Source organism: Chelatococcus sp. KU-N122, assembly GCF_055391085.1.
In genome coordinates, this window is the sequence record NZ_AP043981.1 from 1,720,853 (window position 1) to 1,738,544 (window position 17,692).

Sequence of the window (17,692 nt, forward strand, 5' to 3'; positions counted from 1 at the left end):
GTCGGATCGATGCCGATCCACCTCATGCACGCGATCTAGAGGCGCGCACCGGGCAGCACAAGAGCGCCCGCCCGGCGATGGCGTCGATCAGCGGGCGACGGTGGTCGTCCCCGCGGACACGGCCGCCCCCCCGACGGCGCCGACCTGATCGCCGACCGCGCCGGCCTTGCGCTCGCCGGCGGCCGGAGCCGGGCCGGTGTCGGCAGCCGGATCGACGACCGGGGTCGGTGCTTCCTCCGGCCGGCCGAAGGCGCTCGCGTCGGCGAACGGCGATGCCAGGATGACCCGCGGGTCGCTGGCCGATCCGGCGTCCTGGGCGGTGGCGGGCTTGGGCACGACCGTCCCCGGCAACAGCGGCCCGTACTCCTCGTTCGCCAGGATGCGCGCATCCTTGCGTTTGGTCTTGGACACGAACTGCTTGAGCGGCGCGATGCCGAGCGCGGCCCTCTGCGACGCCGAGAGGTAGCCGGCCTTGGTCGCGTCGGTGAATTCGCGCTCGCGGTGCACGAGGCCCGGGGATCCCTTGAACACCTTGGCGCCGTCATCGGTGACGACCGTGTCGCCGCTGCGCAATGTCGGATCCTCGAGCGGCGACAGCGTCCGGCCCAGCTTGGAGGGGTTGCGGCAGCTGCACGCGGCCGGCCGCTCCTTCTGGTAGGAGAAAGCCGTCACCAGCTCGCGGTAGGCGCGCTTGTCGCGGTCGACGGCGGCGTTGAGGTCCCCGGAGTCGCGCACGCTGAACACCCGGACCTCGGCGTCCGGGCAGCGCGCCTGGCACAGCTTCTCGTTGACCTCGTCGCTGCCGCCGACGTTCTCGGCCGGATACTGGAAGCCGTCGCACAGCCGGACGCAGACCTTGCCGCGGCTGACCGGGGCAAACGCGCCGCCGTCGGCCATGTTGGCGGGATTGCTGAACACCCGGCCCGACTGGGGCCCCGAGGACCGCCCTGCCGTCGCCGGCCCCTGGTTCCGCGTCGCCTTGCGGATCGACGGCCGCTTGCGCGCCTGCACCCGGATCACGTTCTGGGTCGGCGCAAACGACGGCTGCTGCTCGTACGGTGCGGACGCGACGTACGGACGCGCGTAGGCGCGGACCTCGCGGGACGGCGCCGCGCCGCGCGGCTGCGCTTGCGGCCGGGCCGTCGGGCGAGCGCCGCCGCCGCTGCTCGAGAGGAACTCATAAATGCCGGCGTTGTCGGCGGCCTGGCCGGGTGTCGCCGACACAAGCCCGAGCAGACAGGCGGCAGCAACGGCAGCCAGACCGCGAAAACGCACTGCAGGCGCATGACGTGCGGGCGCCGCATAGGCGCGCGCGCAGCCGGACGGCGTGGCCGCGAACGCGGGCACGCTGTGCGGTTGTACTGACATCTTCGGCCGCATGTGATCCGATCCGGGTGCCAGACGGCCCTGCCGCAGGCTAGGTCTATCGTTCAAAGGATAGACCTCGTTCCATGTCAAGCATGTTTCAGCAAGCGTTCTAATCGCGCATACCCGTGTTGCAAAGCAATCGTCCTATCGGAGCGGGGAGTCAGCGGTGCGCGCTGATCTGCGCCATCAGCCCACCGTCGACGGGAATCGCCGCGCCGGTGACGTAGCTGGCCGCGTCGCTCATCAGGAAATTCACCACCACGGCGATCTCCTCGGGCCGGGCGAAGCGGCCCACGGGGATCTGTTTCTCGAGCCCGGCCCGATGGTCCGCGTAGCGCGCCATCATGTCGGTATCGATGAAGCCGGGCGCCACCGTGTTGACCGTCACGCCCCGCTTGGCCGTCTCCAGGGCAAGCGTCCTGAGATACGCGGTGAGCGCGCCCTTGGACGCGGCATAAGCGGCGTTGCCCGGGTTGGCCTGGAACGAGGTCACCGAGCCGATGGCCACGATGCGGCCGGCTCGCTGCCGGATCATGCCGCGCACGAGCGCCTTGACCAACGCCGTCAGCGACCAAAAGTTCACCTGCATGGCCGCCTCCGCCTTGTCGCGGGCCATGGTGGCGACCAGGCTGTCGTAGGACTGGCCGGCATTGTGGACGAGGCCGTAGTAGCCCGCGTCCTCGTGCGCCGCGCAGAACCCGTCGACCGCGGCGGCATCGGCCAGATCGAGCGGCAGGGCCGTCACCGAGCGGCCGGGAGCGGTGTCGCGGAGCTCGGCGACGAGCGCCTCCGCCTCCTGCGCCGAGGCGCGGTAGGTGAAATCCACATCGAAGCCCGCAGCGGCGAGGACGCGCACGATGGCGGCGCCAAGGCCCTTGCCGCCGCCGGTCACCAGTACCCGTCGGGTCATAGCTGCTCCCCGTTGTGAGGGTCGTCATGGCGGGGCATGGCCGGGCTTCGACCCGGCCACCCCCACCGTCCATCGGCCTGGCAGATGCCTCAGGCCGGCTCGGCCCCGAACACCAGGCAGGTGTTCTGCCCGCCGAACCCGAAGGAGTTCGACAGCACCCGCGTCACGCTCGCATCGCGCGCCACATTGGGCACGACGTCGAGCGCGATGGCCGGATCCGGTACCTGAAAATTGATCGTCGGCGGCAGCCGCCCGGTCTGGATGGTCAGGAGCGAGGCGACCGCCTCGATCGCGCCGGCCGCGGTCAGCGTGTGGCCGATCATCGACTTGTTCGACGAGATCGGGACGCCGCTCATGCGCTCGCCCAGCACCGCCATCAGGCCGAGCGACTCCATCTTGTCGTTCTCGGGCGTCGCCGTGCCGTGGGCGTTCACATAATCGATAGCGTCGGGCGCCAGCCCGGCATCGTCGATCGCCGCGCGGATCGCCGCGATGACCGGCGCACCGTCCGGGCTCGAGCGCGTGCGATGGAAGCTGTCGCCCTTCTCGCCGCAGCCGAGGACGAAGCCGATGACCTTGGCGCCGCGGGCCAGCGCGTGGTCGTAGTCCTCGAGCACCAGGGCGGCCGCCCCTTCGCCCATGACAAAGCCGTCACGGTTCTTGGAGAACGGCTTGGAGGCTGCGCCGGGCGGATCGTTCTGGGTGGACAGCGCCGACAGCAGCGAGAACCGGATCAGGGATTCCGGGTTGACCGAGCCGTCGGTGCCGATGCAGAGCGCCGCCTCGACCTCGCCGCGGCGAATGGCCTCGACGCCGAGCTGGATGGCGGTCGCGCCGGACGAGCACGCGGTCGACAGCGACACCGGCGAGCCCTTGGTGCCGAAACGCTCGGCGACGTGGTCAGCCACGCTGCCGAACAGGAACAGCGGGTGCCACGCCTTGAAGCGGCCGCTCCTGGCCGCCTCGATCAGATCCGCGTAGGTCACGTCGCCCGCGGCCCCCGACGCCTGCGCCAGGGCCAGGCGTTGCGGCCATTCCATCTCCACCGGCGGCACGGCGATGAAGAGCGCCCCCGGGAAATCGCCGGTCTGGCCGATGGCCGCCTGGCCGATGGCTTCGGCGGCGGCCCGCACGGCCAGCTCCTGCGACAGCGCCGGCGCGCAGAGGGGCTCGACGCCGACGAAATCGACCGTTCCGGCGATCGTCGTCCTCAGATTGTCGGTGGCGAAGCGATCGATGCGGTGGATGCCGGAGCGCCCGCCGGTCAGCGCCGCCCAATTGTCGTCCCTGCCCTCGCCGAGCGAGGTGACGATGCCGAGCCCGGTCACGGCCACCAACGGCCGGCCCGAGCGGTCCCGATGGGGTGTCGTCATGGTCCCCTCCAATGCGTCGCGAGGCCGGACGGCTCCGTCGCCAAGCGGATCAGTTCGCGATTGTCGCCGCCGCAGATGGGCGGTGCGCGGCCTTCGATCAAGCGATGCGCGTGACGCGCGCCAGGCCCTCGCCACGCATGTGCCCCACGCTCGTCACCACCGCCTCCTCGAAGCTGCCGGCGGCGACGGCGGCGGCGGCCACCGCCAGGCCGGCGGGAAACTGAGCCTCGAGCATATGGCCCATGAGGTCGCCGGTGGCATAGACGCGCACCCCCTGGGCGAGCCGGGCGAGCGAGCCGCGCTCCTCCTCGGTGACGCCGACCACGCCGGTGGCGCCGGACAGAATAGCGCCCTTGCTGCGCTGGACGCCCGGTTCCACCTGGGCCCACAGGCTGGCGAGCGACTGATCGACGGAGCCCGGGGCACGGCGGGTGAGATCGGCCACGACAGCGTCGAGCCGCGCCAGCGGCCGGGCGCCGCGCGCTCTGGCCGTCTCGGCCGCTTCCAGCACGAGAAAGGCGGCGCCGCTGCCGGGGATGAAGCCGCCCCCGTGGCCCGGCCGGTCCCACACCGACGCGAAGTCGTGCGCCCACAGGAAGCCACCCATCTCGTAGATGAGCAGGATGTCCGGCCGCTCGGCGTTGTAGGCACCGCCGACGAGGAAGCTGTCGCCCTGGCCGGCGGCGATGCGGGCGGCGGCGATGCGGACCGCATCGACGCCGGCCTGCTCCTCGCCCATGAAGGTGCGCGTGCCGCCGGTGACGCCGTGGACGATCGAGATGTTGCCGGCCAGCAGATTGGACAGCTGCGCCAGGAACAGCGTCGGCCGCAGGTCGTTCATCAGCCGTTCGTTCAGGAACGCACCGGGATCGTTGGCCTTGGGCAGCTCCGTCAGGATCTGGCCGTCGACGGCGTAGTCGCGCTCGCCGCCGCCGGCTGCCACCACCAGCTCCATGCGGCCGAGGCGCTCCTTGTCGTCCTTGAGGCCGGCATCGGCCAAAGCCAGGCCGGCGGCGTAGACGCCGAGCTTCTGCCACGCCTCCATCTGGCGCTGATCGGCCTTCTTCGGGATCTGCTGGTCCCAGGCCAGCGGCGCCGCCGGATGGACCCGGTATGGCGCGAACCGCGTCCCGTCCACATGGGGCGTGACGCCGCCGAGCGCGGCGACGTGGGCCTGCGTGCCCTCGCCGAGCGACGAGGCGAGCCCGATGCCCGTGATCCACACCTCGTGCTTGCTCATTCAGGCAGCTCCAGCACCAGGCCGATCGCCTGCGCCTGCCCGCGCATCACCGTGGCCATGTCATTGGGAAAAGGCATCAGGCGGAACATCAGCTCGGCGTCGCAGACGGCCTTGCCGTCACTCCGGATCTTGGCCTTGGTCACGGCGTAGCCCGAGCCGAGGTGGACGAGCTGCGCCTCGATGGCGAGCCCCGCGCCGGGGCCGACGAAGCTGCGGAACTTCGCCTTCTCGACACCGGCCAGGAACGGCATGTGCGAGAATTTCAGCAGGCCGAGCACCAGGTAGCCGGACGCCTGCGCCATGGTCTCGGTCAGCAGCACCCCGGGCATCAGCGGATGGCCCGGGAAGTGGCCTTCGAAGATGGGGCTGGCGTCGGGAACGGTGGAGATGGCCGAAAGCGTCTGCGCCGCCGAATCGAACGACGCGACGCGGTCGATCATTTGAAAGTATTCCAGACGCATCGGGACCTACGGCGCCTTCAGGTGCAGTCGCCCGCGACCAAGAGGCCACGAGCCCGCTCGGCTCACGCCTTCATTCAGGCCTGCGCTCAAGCCTGAGCTCAAGCCTTCTTGGCGGCGACGAGTTGATCGATCCGCGCGCACAGGTTCTTGAGCACGAAGTATTCCTCGGCGGGAACCTTGCCCTCGTTCACCTCCTGCGTCCACTGCTCCAGCGGCAGCTTGATGCCGAAGGCTTTGTCGATCGCGAAGGCGATGTCGAGAAAGGCCAGGGAATCGACGCCCAGGTCCTCGATGGCGTGGCTTTCCGGGGTGATCTGCTCGCGCGGGATGTCGCACGTTTCCGAAATGATATTGGCGACGGTCTCGAACGTAGACGCCATCGCGTGCTCCTGTTCTGGTAGCGATCCCCGGCCGCGGACGAGGGCTGAGGTGATTGGCAGGCGGCTCGGCGCCACGATGAAAGGGGCTCCTATACAGCACCGCCCCCCCTTGTCCAATGGCAGCAAGCGCCTGCCGTCGCGTCAGCGGCCCTGCCACGGCCTCGGCGTCCGCGGCGGCACGGCGAGGCGGGGCGTGGTGGCATCGAGCGACAGGTTGGGGTTCCAGCAGGGGTCGTGGTCGAGCGCCTCGCCCCAGCGCCGGTACATGTAATGCATTTCATTCTGGAAGCGGATCAGCTTGGCGCCGCTGCGGTCACTGCCCCGGCTTTTCGATTCGTGGTGCACGAGCACGGCCGTGGGCGTCCAGATGATCCGGTAGCCGGCGGCGCGCACGCGCAGGCAGAGGTCGACGTCGTTGAAGGCGACGCCCAGATGCGCCGCGTCGAAGCCGCCGACCGCCGCGAACACCGCGCGCGGCATCGCCATGCAGGCGGCGGTCACGCACGAGACGTCCTGGGGCACGAGCAGCCGGCCGCCGTGGCCCGGCGCATCGCCCGCCGCGCCGACGTGGACGTGGCCGGCGACGCCCAGCAGCCCGAGCACGACGCCGCCGTGCTGCAGCGTGCCGTCCGGATAGAGCAGCTTGGCCCCCACGGCGCCGACCCCGGGCCGGCACGCATAGGCGACCATGGCCTTCAGCCAGCCGGGCTCGACCACCGAGATGTCGTTGTTGAGGAACAGCAGGATCTCGCCGGTGGCGTACGCCGCGGCGGTGTTGTTGATGCGGGCGTAGTTGAACGGCCCGGCGGCATCGATCACGGCAACGCCGCGCCGGCCGAGCCGGGCGAACAGGGCGGCGGTGTCCGGCTCGATGCTGCCGTTGTCGGCGACGACGATCTCCAGATCCGGGTAGTCGGTGGCGTCGAGCAGGCCGGACACGCACGTCGCCAGGAGATCGGCGTGATCGCGGGTGGGAATGATGGCCGTAACCCGGGGCCAGCGAGCCGGATCGGGAGGGGCGGCAACGGGCCTTGCCGCCGGGGCGCCGGCCGAAGCCGCACGCCGGTGGTAGAGCACGTACGGCAGGTGGACGACGGGGGCGGTCGTGGTCGCGGCGACCCGGCCGACGAGCGCCTCGACCTCAGTGGCCGAGCCCGGCAACCGGTCGAGCCGGCCGGCGGCAACGACGCCCAGGCGGCTCAGGTAATCCTGATGTCGCGCCAGCTCCGGGTTCCAGTCCGGCTTGAAGTACGGGGCGCGGCGGCGGCCGTCGTCGTCGATCAGGTCCTCGTCGGAGTAGAACAGCTCCGATCCGGCGTGCCGGACGATGGCCGCGGCGACGGCCGCGAGCGCGTGCGGCGCCAGGCGGTCCCCGGCCGCGACGAAGGCGACGGCGTCGCCGCCGATGGCGGGCGGCGTCCCGGCTGGCGTGAAGCTGATACGGCTGTCCGGTCCATCGCCCGGCGGCGCCGGGGGTGGAGGCGCGACGACGATCGCCGACCAGGCGCCGTACAGTTGGGCCGTGAGGCTGGCCAGGCCGGCTGCCGATGCGGCTGCGTCGGCCTCGCCGTAGACGATCACCGTGATGACGGGTGCCGGATGAAGGCCGGCCACCATGCGGCGGACGGCGGCGGCCTCGCGCGGGCCGATGCTGTCGAAGCGCTCGATCCACGCGCCGTAGTCGAGCGCCTGCGGCGGGCGGGCGGCGCGCGCCAGCCGCCGCACGGCGCGGCGCAGGCCGCGGGCCCGCAGCTCATGGACGATGCCCCGAAACCGCCGCAGCTGATGGGCGAGATGCGCGGGCCATGCCGGCGCCGGCCGCTTATCGCTCATCGGCCGGGGCCTGCCATCGTATCGGGTGCCGTCCGGGGGCGCTCGCGACAGATCTGGACGCACGCATGGGCCGATAGCAGCCACGGATCGACGTCGCCGTCAAAGCCATATCGGTGATGTCTTGGCCATATCGGTGATGCCTCGGTCTTGGAAAGCCGGCGCAGTGCCTGTAGAGCGGGCCACGGGGCGGCGCCGGAGAGGTGTATTGCTAGGGACAGGTCTCGGGAGTCACTTGCCGCCGTGGATGCGCGACCTGGTCGGCCAGGGTTTGCGGCCCTTGGCCGAGCGGACGCTCCGGCGGCGGTTGGCCGCAGTGGCCCGGCCGCCGGGCGGGCCGGATGATCTGCTGGGTCTGCGCGTCGCGCTGCTCGGCATCTTTTCGAACCGCATGGGGCTCGGCCAGGGTGCCGAGCTGCTGGCGCGCCAGCTCACGGCGGAGGGGGCGCTGGTCGCCCGCGTCGACGTGGCGGAGGAGCTGAGCCTGCCCCGCAACCAGGTGCGGGCCGACGTCCAGGCCCTGGCGGAGCTGCGGCCCGGAAGCTACGACCTCATCATCATCCATCTCAATCCGCCGGAGTTCTCGCAGCTGAGGACGCGGCTCGCGCCGGAGCTCTTCCAGGTGCCGCTGTTCGGCGTCTTCCTGTGGGAGCTGGACCGGGTGCCGCAGAACTGGCGCGAGGCGGTTCAGTGCTGCGACCAGGTGTGGGCGCCCTCCCCCTTCGTCGCCGAGGCGATCACCACCACCTTCCCGGACCTGCGCAGTCGCCTGCGGGTGCGGCCCTATGCCGTCGACCTCGACCCGATGGCCCAGCGCACGATGCCAGCGCGGCTCGCGGCCCGGGCACAGCTCGGCGTCGACCCGGACGCCTTCCTCGTCCTGACGTCGTTCTCGATGAAATCGACGCTCGCCCGCAAGAATCCGGTGGCGGCGATCCAGGCGTTCCGCCGCGCCTTCCCGGCGCCGGAGACGAACGCGGTCCATCTGATCCGCTGCCTCGACCACGCGGCCTTTCCCGAGGGGATGCGCCGCATGGAGGCGGCGGCGGACGGCGACGGCCGCATCCGCATCGTCGCCATCGGGCGCGAGGAGAGCTCGATCGAGGACGCGTATCTGGCGTGCGACGTCTATCTCAGCCTGCACCGGAGCGAAGGCTTCGGCCTCAATCTGGCGGAAGCGCTGAGCATGGGGCTTCCCGTCATCGGCACGCGCTGGAGCCTGGGCGATGCCATCGGCGACCACCGGCTGTTCATTCCGGTGCCGTCAACGCTGGTCGGCGTCGTCGACGGCCAGCATCTTTACGACCGCGTCCCGGGCGCGCGCTGGGCCGAGCCCGACGTGGCCTTCGCCGCCGATGCCCTGAGCCGCGTTGCCGCAAGCGTCCATGCCCCCTAGAGCGTGTCTCCGCTCCGGATTCGAAGGGGCGGCGCACGCCGATCGGAGGGGATGGCGCCGTCCGATCGGAACGCGCTCCCGCGAGTCAGGTTGCTTTCGCCGGCATCGCTGTGTAGAGCAACGGCCGCGATATGGCCGCCCGCGCGGCGGGGGCCCGATGGCGGCTCCGCCATGCCACGGCCTCGACCGAAGCGGGCCTCCGCGGCGCGCCGCAATCGCCGGTTGGCGATGGCCACAACCAGAGCATCCATGACGCTTCTCCCCTCATCCCGTGACTGGCGCCTGGCGGCCCACGACGTCCGCAAGGGCCTTGGCGACTGGCAGGTCTGGGGGCTGCTGGCGCTCACCGACATCCGCCAGCGCTATACGCGCTCGCGCATCGGCCAGTTCTGGATCACGCTCAGCATGGCGCTGTTCGTGGGCGGCATCGGTCTGGTCTACTCCGTCCTGTTCAAGCAGGAGATCAACAGCTACCTGCCGTTCCTGGCAGCGAACTACGTCGTCTGGAGCATGATCCAGATGATCGTGTCCGACGCGACGACGGTGTTCACCAGCTCGTCCGTCTATCTGCGCCAGGAGGCGATGCCGCGCACGACCTTCGTCATGCGGCTGATCCTGCGCAACCTGATCACGTTCGCGCACAACATCCTGATCGTGCCGTTCGTCTTCCTCATCTTCGGCGTCGTTCCGTCCTGGACGATCCTGATGGCGATCCCGGGCCTGGTGGTGCTGGTGATCGCTGCCTTTCCGACCGTCATGCTGATCGGCGCCATCTCGACCCGCTTCCGCGACATGCCGCTGATCATCCAGAACCTGCTCCAGGTCGCCTTCTTCCTGACGCCGGTGATGTGGCGGCCCGAGCAGCTCGGCCCGGTCGGCAATTACGTCGTCGGGCTCAACCCCTTCGCCGTCTTCCTGCGGCTCGTCTCCGAGCCCCTGTACGGCCGCATTCCCGGGCTTGCGACGTATGCCGCCGCGATCATCTGCACGATCGCGCTCTATGCCATCGCCTCGCCTTTCCTGGCGCGGTTCCGCGCGCGCATCGTCTATTGGCTCTGAGGGACGTCATGGCTTCCGTCACTCTCGCCAATGCGAGCGTCGAGTTCCCGATCTACAACGCCCGCGGGCGCTCCATCCGCAAGAACCTGTTCGCCCGCGTCGGCGGGTCGGTCGATTCATCGGGCGACGCCGTCTCGGTGTCGGCGCTCAAGAACATCGATCTGAGCCTGCGCGACGGCGACCGCCTCGGCCTCATCGGCCACAATGGAGCCGGCAAATCCACCCTGCTCCGGGTGCTGTCGGGCGCTTACGAGCCCTCCTCCGGCACGGCCGAGATCGTCGGGCGCGTGTCGTCGCTGCTCGACATCACCATGGGCATGGACCCGGAGCTCACCGGCGCCGAGAACATCATCCTGCGCGGCACGCTGATCGGCATGTCCATCCGCGAAGCGCGGCAGCGGGTCGCCGAAATCGACGAGTTCGCCGAGATCGGCTCGTTCATCGATCTGCCGATGCGCACCTATTCGTCCGGCATGAACATGCGGCTGGCCTTCGCCATCTCCACCGCCGTGCAGCCCGACATCCTGCTGCTCGACGAGCTAATCGGCGTGGGCGACGCGAGCTTCGCCCTCAAGGCCCGGCACCGGATCGAGACCATGATGGAGCAGGCCGGCATCCTGGTGCTGGCCTCGCACGACGCCAAGACGCTGCGCGAGTATTGCGACCGCGGCATCGTCATGAGCCACGGCCGGATCGTCTTCGACGGGCCACTGGAGGACGCGCTCGCGCAGACCGATCTCGTCGTCGAGGCCTGAACGGCGCTCACCCTGGGAGCGCGTCCCGATCACGTGCGGTTGTAGCTGTCCTCCAGCCGGACGATGTCGTCTTCGGCGAGATAGGCGCCGGACTGCACCTCGATCAGGGTCAGGGGGATCTTGCCCGGGTTGGCCAGGCGGTGGACGCAGCCCAGCGGCAGGAAGGTCGACTCGTTCTCGCGCAGCAGGATCTGCTCGCCGTCGCGCGTCACCAGCGCCGTGCCGTTCACCACCACCCAGTGCTCGGCCCGGTGGAAGTGCTTCTGCAACGACAGCTGTGCGCCCGGCTTCACGAAGATACGCTTCACCTGGTAGCGCTGGCCGGCGTGGATGCCCTCGTAATGGCCCCAGGGCCGGTAGACCAGCCGCGGATGGTCCACCTCGGGCCGGTCCAGGGCCTCCAGCCGCTCGACCACCTTGCGGACGTCCTGGCTCAGGCGGCGCGGCGTCACCAGCACCGCGTCGTCGGTGACGACGACGACCAGGTCCGACACGCCGAGCAGGGCCACCAGCGGCCCCGACGACTTGACGTAGCTGCCACGGGTCTCGACCAGCACGGCGTCGCCGGCCACCGCGTTGCCCGCCGCGTCGCGCTCCGCCACCTCCCATAGGGCATTCCAGGAGCCCACGTCGGTCCAGCTCATCTCGCCGGGCACGACTGCTGCGCGCCTGGTCTTCTCCATGACGGCGTAGTCGATGGACACCGCGCGGGCGTCACGGAAGCGCGCGCCGAGCCGGATGAAGTCTCCGTCCACCGTCCGCTCCGCCAGCGCTTCGGCGACGGCCGCGGTGAGGTCCGGCTCCAGGGCCGTCAGCTCCTCCATCAGCACCGCGGCGGGAAACATGAACATGCCGCTGTTCCAGAGGTAGCGGCCGCTCGCCAGATAGCCCTCGGCCGTGGCGAGATCGGGCTTCTCCACGAAGCGGTCGACGACGTGGGCGCCCGGCGCCTCGGCCAGCGCCGCGCCGGCCTCGATATAGCCGTAGCCGGTCTCCGGCGCCGTCGGCTTCATGCCGAAGGTCACCAGCCGATCCTGGGTGGCGGCCATGGTGGCGGCCGCCACCGACAGGCCGAAGGCGTCCGACCGGGTGATCATGTGATCGGACGGCAGCACCAGGAGCAGCGCGTCGGGCGCGGTCTCGCCGATCAGCAGCGCCGCCGCCGCCAACGCCGGCGCGGTGTTGCGCGCCGCAGGCTCCAGCAGGATGGCGCGCGGCGGCACGCCGACCTCGGCCAGCTGCTCGGACACGATGAAGCGGTAGTCCTCGTTGGCGATCACCAGCGGCGGCTCGAAGCGGGCCGGATCCTTGATCCGCAGCGCCGTCTCCTGCAGCAGGCTGTTGCCGCCGGTGAGCTTGAGAAACTGCTTGGGGTATTGCCCGCGCGACAGCGGCCACAGGCGTTTGCCGCCGCCGCCGCACAGGATCACGGGCGTGACTTTGCGATGCATCGTTCGGATATCCACGCCGCACTCTTGAGTGGGATGGATGGCCGGGTCAAGCCCGGCCATGACGAGGTGGAGGCGGAATACCTTTATTCTCAACGTCATAGCCGGGCTTGACCCGGCTATCCATCGACTTGGAAACCCGACCCCGCTACCCGCCGGGCGAATCTGGCAACCGGCTAAGCCGCCAGCTGCCGCAGCACGTAGTGCAGGATGCCGCCGTTGCGGAAGTACTCGAGCTCGTCGAGCGTATCGATCCGGCAGATCAGCGGCACCTTGGCCACCTTGCCGTCGGCATAGGTGATCTCGGCCTCCAGCGTCTGGCGCGGCTTGAGGCTCTCGCCGAGGCCGCGGATGCTGACGGTCTCGTCGCCCTTGAGCCCGAGGGTCTGCCAGGAGGTGCCGTCCTCGAAGACGAGGGGCAGCACGCCCATGCCGACCAGGTTGGAGCGGTGGATGCGCTCGAAGCTCTGGGTGATGACGGCGCGCACGCCGAGCAGGTTGGTGCCCTTGGCCGCCCAGTCGCGCGACGAGCCGGTGCCGTACTCCTTGCCGGCGAAGATCACCAGCGGCACGCCCTCGGCCTGGTAGCGCATGGCGGCGTCGTAGATCGGCAGCTGCTCGCCGCCGGGGTAGTGGATGGTGACGCCGCCCTCGACGCCCGGCACCATCTGGTTCTTGATGCGGATGTTGGCGAAGGTACCCCGCATCATCACCTCGTGGTTGCCGCGACGGGTGCCGTACTGGTTGAAGTCGGCCACCGGAACGCCGTTGTCCAGCAGGTACTTGCCGGCCGGGCTCGCCGCCTTGATGGAGCCGGCGGGCGAGATGTGGTCGGTGGTGATGGAGTCGAGGAACAGGCCGAGGACGCGGGCGCCGACCACGTCGGCGACGGGCTTCGGCGTCATCGAGATACCGGCGAAATACGGCGGGTTCTGCACGTAGGTGGATTTGTTGTCCCAGCCGTAGGTCTTGCCGCCCGAGATGGTGATCTGCTTCCAGTTGTCGTCGCCGGCGAACACGTCGGCGTAGCGCCTGCGGAACAGGGCCTGGGTGATGTTCTTGTCGATGAACGCCTGCACCTCGGCGGTGCTCGGCCAGATGTCGCGCAGGTAGACCGGCTTGCCGTCCGAGCCGGTGCCCAGCGGCTCGGTGCTCAGGTCGACCTGGAGCGAGCCGGCGAGCGCGTAGGCGACGACCAGCGGCGGCGAGGCCAGGTAGTTCGCCCTGACGTCCGGGTTGACGCGGCCTTCGAAGTTGCGGTTGCCGGAGAGCACGGCGGCCGCCACGATATCGTTGTCGTTGATGGCCTTCGAGATCTCGGCGGGCAGCGGGCCGGAATTGCCGATGCAGGTGGTGCAGCCGTAGCCGACGAGGTTGAAGCCCAGCTTGTCGAGCTCGGCCTGCAGCCCGGACGCGGCGAGGTATTCGCCGACGACCTGCGACCCCGGCGCCAGCGAGGTCTTCACCCATGGCTTGGAGGTCAAGCCCTTGGCCGCGGCGTTGCGTGCCAGGAGGCCGGCGCCGATCATGACGCTCGGGTTGGACGTGTTGGTGCACGAGGTGATGGCGGCGATGACCACGTCGCCGTGGCCGAGGTCAAAATTCTTGCCGTCGACCTTCCAGCGCTTGGCGATCTCGGCCGCCTTCTTGAACTCGCTCTCCATGGAGGCGGCAAAGCCGCTCTTGGCGCCGCTCAGCAGCACCCGATCCTGCGGCCGCTTGGGGCCGGCGAGCGACGGCTCGACGTCGCCGAGATCGAGCTCGAGCAGGTCGGTGAACAGCGGATCGGGCGTCTCGGCGGTGCGGAACAGCCCCTGCGCCTTGGCGTAGGCCTCGACCAGGGCAATGCGGTCGTCGGCGCGGCCCGACTTGGTGAGATAGGCGATGGTGGCCTGGTCGATCGGGAAGAAGCCGCAGGTGGCGCCGTACTCCGGCGCCATGTTGCCGATGGTGGCGCGGTCCTCGATGGTCATGCCGTCGAGGCCCGGGCCGTAGAACTCGACGAACTTGCCGACGACGCCCTTCTTGCGCAGCATCTGCGTGACCGTGAGCACCAGATCGGTCGCCGTCATGCCCTCCTTGAGCTTGCCGGTGAGCTTGAAGCCGACGACCTCGGGGATCAGCATGGACAGCGGCTGGCCGAGCATGGCCGCTTCCGCCTCGATGCCGCCGACGCCCCAGCCCAACACGGCCAGGCCGTTGACCATGGTGGTGTGCGAGTCGGTGCCGACCAGCGTATCGGGATAGGCGACCTCCTGGCCGTCCTCCTTGCGCGTCCACACCGTCTGGGCGAGGTATTCCAGGTTGACCTGGTGGCAGATGCCGGTGCCCGGCGGCACCACGCGGAAATTGTCGAAGGCCTCCTGGCCCCAGCGCAGGAAGCGGTAGCGCTCGCCGTTGCGCTCGTACTCGAGCTTCACGTTGTCGCCGAAGGCCTTGGGGGTGCCGAACTCGTCGACGATCACCGAATGGTCGATGACCAGGTCGACAGGCACCAGCGGGTTGATCTTCTCCGGGTCGGCGCCGAGCGAGGTCATGGCGTCGCGCATGGCGGCCAGGTCGACGACGGCGGGAACGCCGGTGAAGTCCTGCATCAGCACGCGCGCCGGCCGGAAGGCGATCTCGCGCTCCTCCGCACCGCGGTTCTGCAGGAAGGCGGCGATCGCCAGAACGTCGTCCTTCTTGACGGACCGGCCGTCCTCGAAGCGCAGCAGGTTCTCCAGCAGCACCTTGAGCGAGAAGGGCAGGCGGGAAATGTCGGGCAGCCCGTTTGCTTCGGCGGCCTTCAGCGAATAATAAGCGTAGGCTTTGCCGCCGACGTCGAGAGTCTGGCGGCTCTTGAAGCTGTCGAGAGAGGTCATGGCAGATCCTGGCGTGAATGCGGGGAATCAAGCAAGAATTCGGCCCAAGCGCTGAGGAGAGCGCACGCCGCCCCGGGAGTGCCCAGGCCCCGCGCGTCACGCGCGCGGCGCAGCCGCGACGTCTATAGATCGTTTCCCGCCCCGCCGCCATAGGCCTGAGCGATTCTAATGTAGCGCCGGCCCGTGCTACCGCCACTGCAAGCGCCCATCGGTCCGACGCAGGCACCCGGCAGCTCCGCTGCTGTTGCGCTCGCGCCGGCCGCCATGGCAGAGGACGGGCGATGATCCTCGATGCGCACGATCTCGCCTGCCGGCGCGGCGGCCGGATGATTTTTCGCAATGTCGGCTTCAGGCTCGCCGCCGGCGAGGCCCTGGTGGTGACCGGCGACAACGGCGCCGGCAAGTCGAGCCTGATCGCCGTGGTCGCCGGGCTGCTCGCCCCCGACGCCGGCCGCGTCTCGATCGAGGGCGACAGCCGGCCGCTCGCCGAGCTGATCGGCCTGGTCGGCCATCGCGACGGCCTCAAGGCCCAGCTCACCGCCAGCGAGAACCTGACGTTCGCCCGCGAGCTCCTCGGTGCCTCGCGGCGCTCGGTCGCCGAAGGCCTGGCCGCCGTCGGCATGGGCCACGCCGCCGACATGGCCGTCGCCATCCTGTCCGCCGGGCAGCGCCGCCGCGTGGCGCTGGCCCGCCTCCTGGTCTGCGACCGTCCCATCTGGCTCATGGACGAGCCGGCCGCGGCGCTCGATGCCGCTTCGCTGCGCATGCTCGCCGCCATGATGGGCAATCACCTGGCCGCCGGCGGCATCATCGTGGCGGCCACCCACCAGCCGCTCGGCCTGGACGGGGCCAGGACGCTGCAGCTCGAGCGCCCGGCCGACGCCGGCGGCGAGCCGGACGACCCCTTCCTGGAGGACGATTGGGACGGCGAGCTGGGCTGGCCGCTCGACGCCGGCCGGGCCGGCGGGGCTGCGGCCCGGCCGCGCTCCGGCCCCGCCGACCAAGCCTGATGCTCCGGGCCGCGGCGGCGATCATCGGGCGCGACCTGAAGCTGGCGGCCCGCAGCGGCGGCGGCGGTGGCCTCGGCCTGCTGTTCTTCCTGATGATCGTCACGCTGGTGCCGTTCGCCATCGGCCCCGATCTCGCCCTGCTGTCGCGCATCGGCCCCGCCATCCTGTGGCTGGCGGCCGTGCTGGCGACGCTGATCGGGCTCGACCGACTGTTTCAGGCCGACGAGGACGACGGCTCCCTCGACCAGATGCGGCTCGCGGGCACGCCGCTCGAGCTGATCGTCATCGCCAAGGTCGTCGCCCATTGGCTGACCACCGGCCTGCCGCTGGCGCTGGCCGCCCCGCTGTTCGGCCTGCTGCTCGCCCTTACCCCGGAGGCCATGGCGGCGGTGACGGTCACGCTGCTGGTCGGCACGCCGGCGCTGACCTTCGTCGGCGCCGTCGGCGCCGGGCTGACGGCCGGCATCCGCCGCGGCGGCCTGCTGCTCGCCATCATCGTCGTGCCGCTGATGGTGCCGACGCTGATCTTCGGCGTCTCGGCGACCGACGCCGCGCTCGGCGGCACGGTGCCGTTCCTGACCCCGTTCCTGGTCCTCGTCGCCCTGTCGCTGATCGCCCTGGTCGCCGGCTCGATCGGTGCCGCCGCCGCGCTGCGCGGGCTGTGAGCTGCCGGCAGGCAGCGATTGCCGAAGGGACGCAGCCCATCCCCGAGGCATCACGGCCGCCGGCAGCGGGCGGACCAGGACTGGCATGGCTTCGTCGAAAGCCGTCGCGGGCGGCGGTGACCTCAACGGTGCATCTACTATAATCCAATGGAGTACTTTTCCGATTGCACTTACTGACCCATTGGACTAGTATGCGGCATGGCTCGGTCGGCTCCAATCAGCGTTGTGGAGACGCCAGAGTTCCTCTCGACCGCCCGCAAGCTCATGGCCGACGATGAACGCGCATTGCTGGTGGACTATCTCGCCTACAATCCAACAGCTGGGGACCTCGTTCCGGGAACGGGCGGTATTCGCAAGCTGCGATGGGCGCTGGAGGGACGGGGCAAGCGCGGCGGAGCGCGGGTGATCTATTTCTACCACGACGTCGGCATGCCGCTCTTTGCGCTCAGCGCCTATGCCAAGAACGAGCGGTCCGATCTGAGCCAGCAGGACCGCAACGACTTCCGGCAGCTGACCACGCTGCTGGTGGACGCCTTCAAAAGGAGAGAGCCATGAGCAAGGCTGCCGACAGCATCCGGCGTGGCCTTCAAGAAGCGCTGGCCTATGCGGAGGGCAAGGCCGACGCGAGCGTCTATCGTGTCCACGTGCCCGAAAAGATCGACGTCAAGGCGATCCGGACCAAGCTCGACATGACGCAGGAGGAGTTCGCCGGCCGCTTTGGGTTCTCGGTCAACACGCTGCGCCATTGGGAGCAGGGGTCGCGCCAGCCGGAAGGCCCGACCAGGGCTTATCTTCTCGTCATCGACCGTGCGCCCAAGGCTGTCCAGAAGGCTTTGCTGGCCGTCTAGCTAGAGCATGATCCCAAAAAGTGGACGCCGGTTTTGGGACAATCCGGTGCCACGACAGACGGCGAGAGCGACAGCTTCGATTCCATCG

At 69.8% G+C, this 17,692-nt stretch carries 16 protein-coding genes; 7 read left to right on the forward strand and 9 right to left on the reverse strand.

Translation table 11 applies throughout. The annotated features are described in order from the left end of the window. Nucleotides 1-87: 87 nt before the first annotated feature. The 7 genes from ACZ5PO_RS07625 to ACZ5PO_RS07655 all read right to left on the reverse strand — a co-directional run bounded on the left by ACZ5PO_RS07625 (nt 88) and on the right by ACZ5PO_RS07655 (nt 7,565). On the reverse strand, nt 88-1,368 hold the full coding sequence (locus tag ACZ5PO_RS07625; RefSeq protein ID WP_464191903.1) for a DUF2865 domain-containing protein: 1,281 nt from the start codon (nt 1,366-1,368) through the stop codon (nt 88-90). A 160-nt stretch (nt 1,369-1,528) separates the two neighbouring features. Next, a complete protein-coding gene (locus ACZ5PO_RS07630; protein ID WP_464191906.1) occupies nt 1,529-2,278 on the reverse strand; it encodes an SDR family oxidoreductase in 750 nt (249 codons plus the stop codon). Nucleotides 2,279-2,367: 89 nt separating this feature from the next. Continuing rightward, the gene (locus ACZ5PO_RS07635) at nt 2,368-3,651 is read right to left on the reverse strand and encodes a beta-ketoacyl-ACP synthase (RefSeq protein WP_464191908.1); all 1,284 of its coding nucleotides are present in this window, start codon (nt 3,649-3,651) and stop codon (nt 2,368-2,370) included. Between the two features lie 97 nt (nt 3,652-3,748). Further along, a complete protein-coding gene (locus tag ACZ5PO_RS07640) occupies nt 3,749-4,891 on the reverse strand; it encodes a beta-ketoacyl-ACP synthase (RefSeq protein ID WP_464191910.1) in 1,143 nt (380 codons plus the stop codon). After that, entirely contained in the window at nt 4,888-5,352 is a 465-nt protein-coding gene (locus ACZ5PO_RS07645; RefSeq protein WP_464191912.1) for a 3-hydroxyacyl-ACP dehydratase FabZ family protein, read from the reverse strand. The genes ACZ5PO_RS07640 and ACZ5PO_RS07645 overlap by 4 nt, the downstream gene beginning before the upstream one ends. A 98-nt stretch (nt 5,353-5,450) precedes the next feature. Then, nucleotides 5,451-5,732 (reverse strand): acyl carrier protein, encoded by a 282-nt coding sequence (locus ACZ5PO_RS07650; protein WP_464191914.1) that lies wholly within the window; start codon nt 5,730-5,732, stop codon nt 5,451-5,453. A 141-nt stretch (nt 5,733-5,873) separates the two neighbouring features. Beyond that, on the reverse strand, nt 5,874-7,565 hold the full coding sequence (locus ACZ5PO_RS07655) for a glycosyltransferase family 2 protein (protein WP_464191916.1): 1,692 nt from the start codon (nt 7,563-7,565) through the stop codon (nt 5,874-5,876). A gap of 232 nt (nt 7,566-7,797) precedes the next feature. Here ACZ5PO_RS07655 and ACZ5PO_RS07660 point away from each other — a divergent pair, with 232 nt between their 5' ends. The 3 genes from ACZ5PO_RS07660 to ACZ5PO_RS07670 all read left to right on the forward strand — a co-directional run bounded on the left by ACZ5PO_RS07660 (nt 7,798) and on the right by ACZ5PO_RS07670 (nt 10,772). Beyond that, nucleotides 7,798-8,958, forward strand: coding sequence for a glycosyltransferase (locus ACZ5PO_RS07660; protein WP_464191918.1), 1,161 nt, complete (start codon nt 7,798-7,800; stop codon nt 8,956-8,958). 249 nt (nt 8,959-9,207) lie between these two features. Beyond that, the gene (locus tag ACZ5PO_RS07665; protein WP_464191920.1) at nt 9,208-10,017 is read left to right on the forward strand and encodes an ABC transporter permease; all 810 of its coding nucleotides are present in this window, start codon (nt 9,208-9,210) and stop codon (nt 10,015-10,017) included. An 8-nt stretch (nt 10,018-10,025) separates the two neighbouring features. Then, nucleotides 10,026-10,772: an ABC transporter ATP-binding protein gene (locus tag ACZ5PO_RS07670; RefSeq protein WP_464191922.1), complete on the forward strand. Its 747-nt coding sequence runs from the start codon at nt 10,026-10,028 to the stop codon at nt 10,770-10,772. Nucleotides 10,773-10,801: 29 nt separating this feature from the next. On the opposite strand, the gene ACZ5PO_RS07675 is transcribed toward ACZ5PO_RS07670, so the two are convergent. Beyond that, nucleotides 10,802-12,223 (reverse strand): mannose-1-phosphate guanylyltransferase/mannose-6-phosphate isomerase, encoded by a 1,422-nt coding sequence (locus ACZ5PO_RS07675; protein WP_464191924.1) that lies wholly within the window; start codon nt 12,221-12,223, stop codon nt 10,802-10,804. A gap of 173 nt (nt 12,224-12,396) precedes the next feature. Further along, the gene (gene acnA, locus ACZ5PO_RS07680) at nt 12,397-15,081 is read right to left on the reverse strand and encodes an aconitate hydratase AcnA (protein WP_464191927.1); all 2,685 of its coding nucleotides are present in this window, start codon (nt 15,079-15,081) and stop codon (nt 12,397-12,399) included. Between the two features lie 281 nt (nt 15,082-15,362). On the opposite strand from acnA, the gene ccmA reads away from it, so the two are divergent. The 4 genes from ccmA to ACZ5PO_RS07700 all read left to right on the forward strand — a co-directional run bounded on the left by ccmA (nt 15,363) and on the right by ACZ5PO_RS07700 (nt 17,604). Further along, nucleotides 15,363-16,091 (forward strand): heme ABC exporter ATP-binding protein CcmA, encoded by a 729-nt coding sequence (ccmA, locus tag ACZ5PO_RS07685; RefSeq protein WP_464191929.1) that lies wholly within the window; start codon nt 15,363-15,365, stop codon nt 16,089-16,091. Continuing rightward, entirely contained in the window at nt 16,091-16,756 is a 666-nt protein-coding gene (ccmB, locus tag ACZ5PO_RS07690; protein ID WP_464191932.1) for a heme exporter protein CcmB, read from the forward strand. The genes ccmA and ccmB overlap by 1 nt, the downstream gene beginning before the upstream one ends. 198 nt (nt 16,757-16,954) lie before the next feature. Then, entirely contained in the window at nt 16,955-17,311 is a 357-nt protein-coding gene (locus tag ACZ5PO_RS07695) for a type II toxin-antitoxin system RelE/ParE family toxin (RefSeq protein WP_464191934.1), read from the forward strand. After that, nucleotides 17,308-17,604 (forward strand): helix-turn-helix domain-containing protein, encoded by a 297-nt coding sequence (locus ACZ5PO_RS07700; protein ID WP_464191936.1) that lies wholly within the window; start codon nt 17,308-17,310, stop codon nt 17,602-17,604. Before ACZ5PO_RS07695 ends, ACZ5PO_RS07700 begins: the two co-directional genes overlap by 4 nt. The last annotated feature ends 88 nt before the right edge of the window (nt 17,605-17,692 follow it).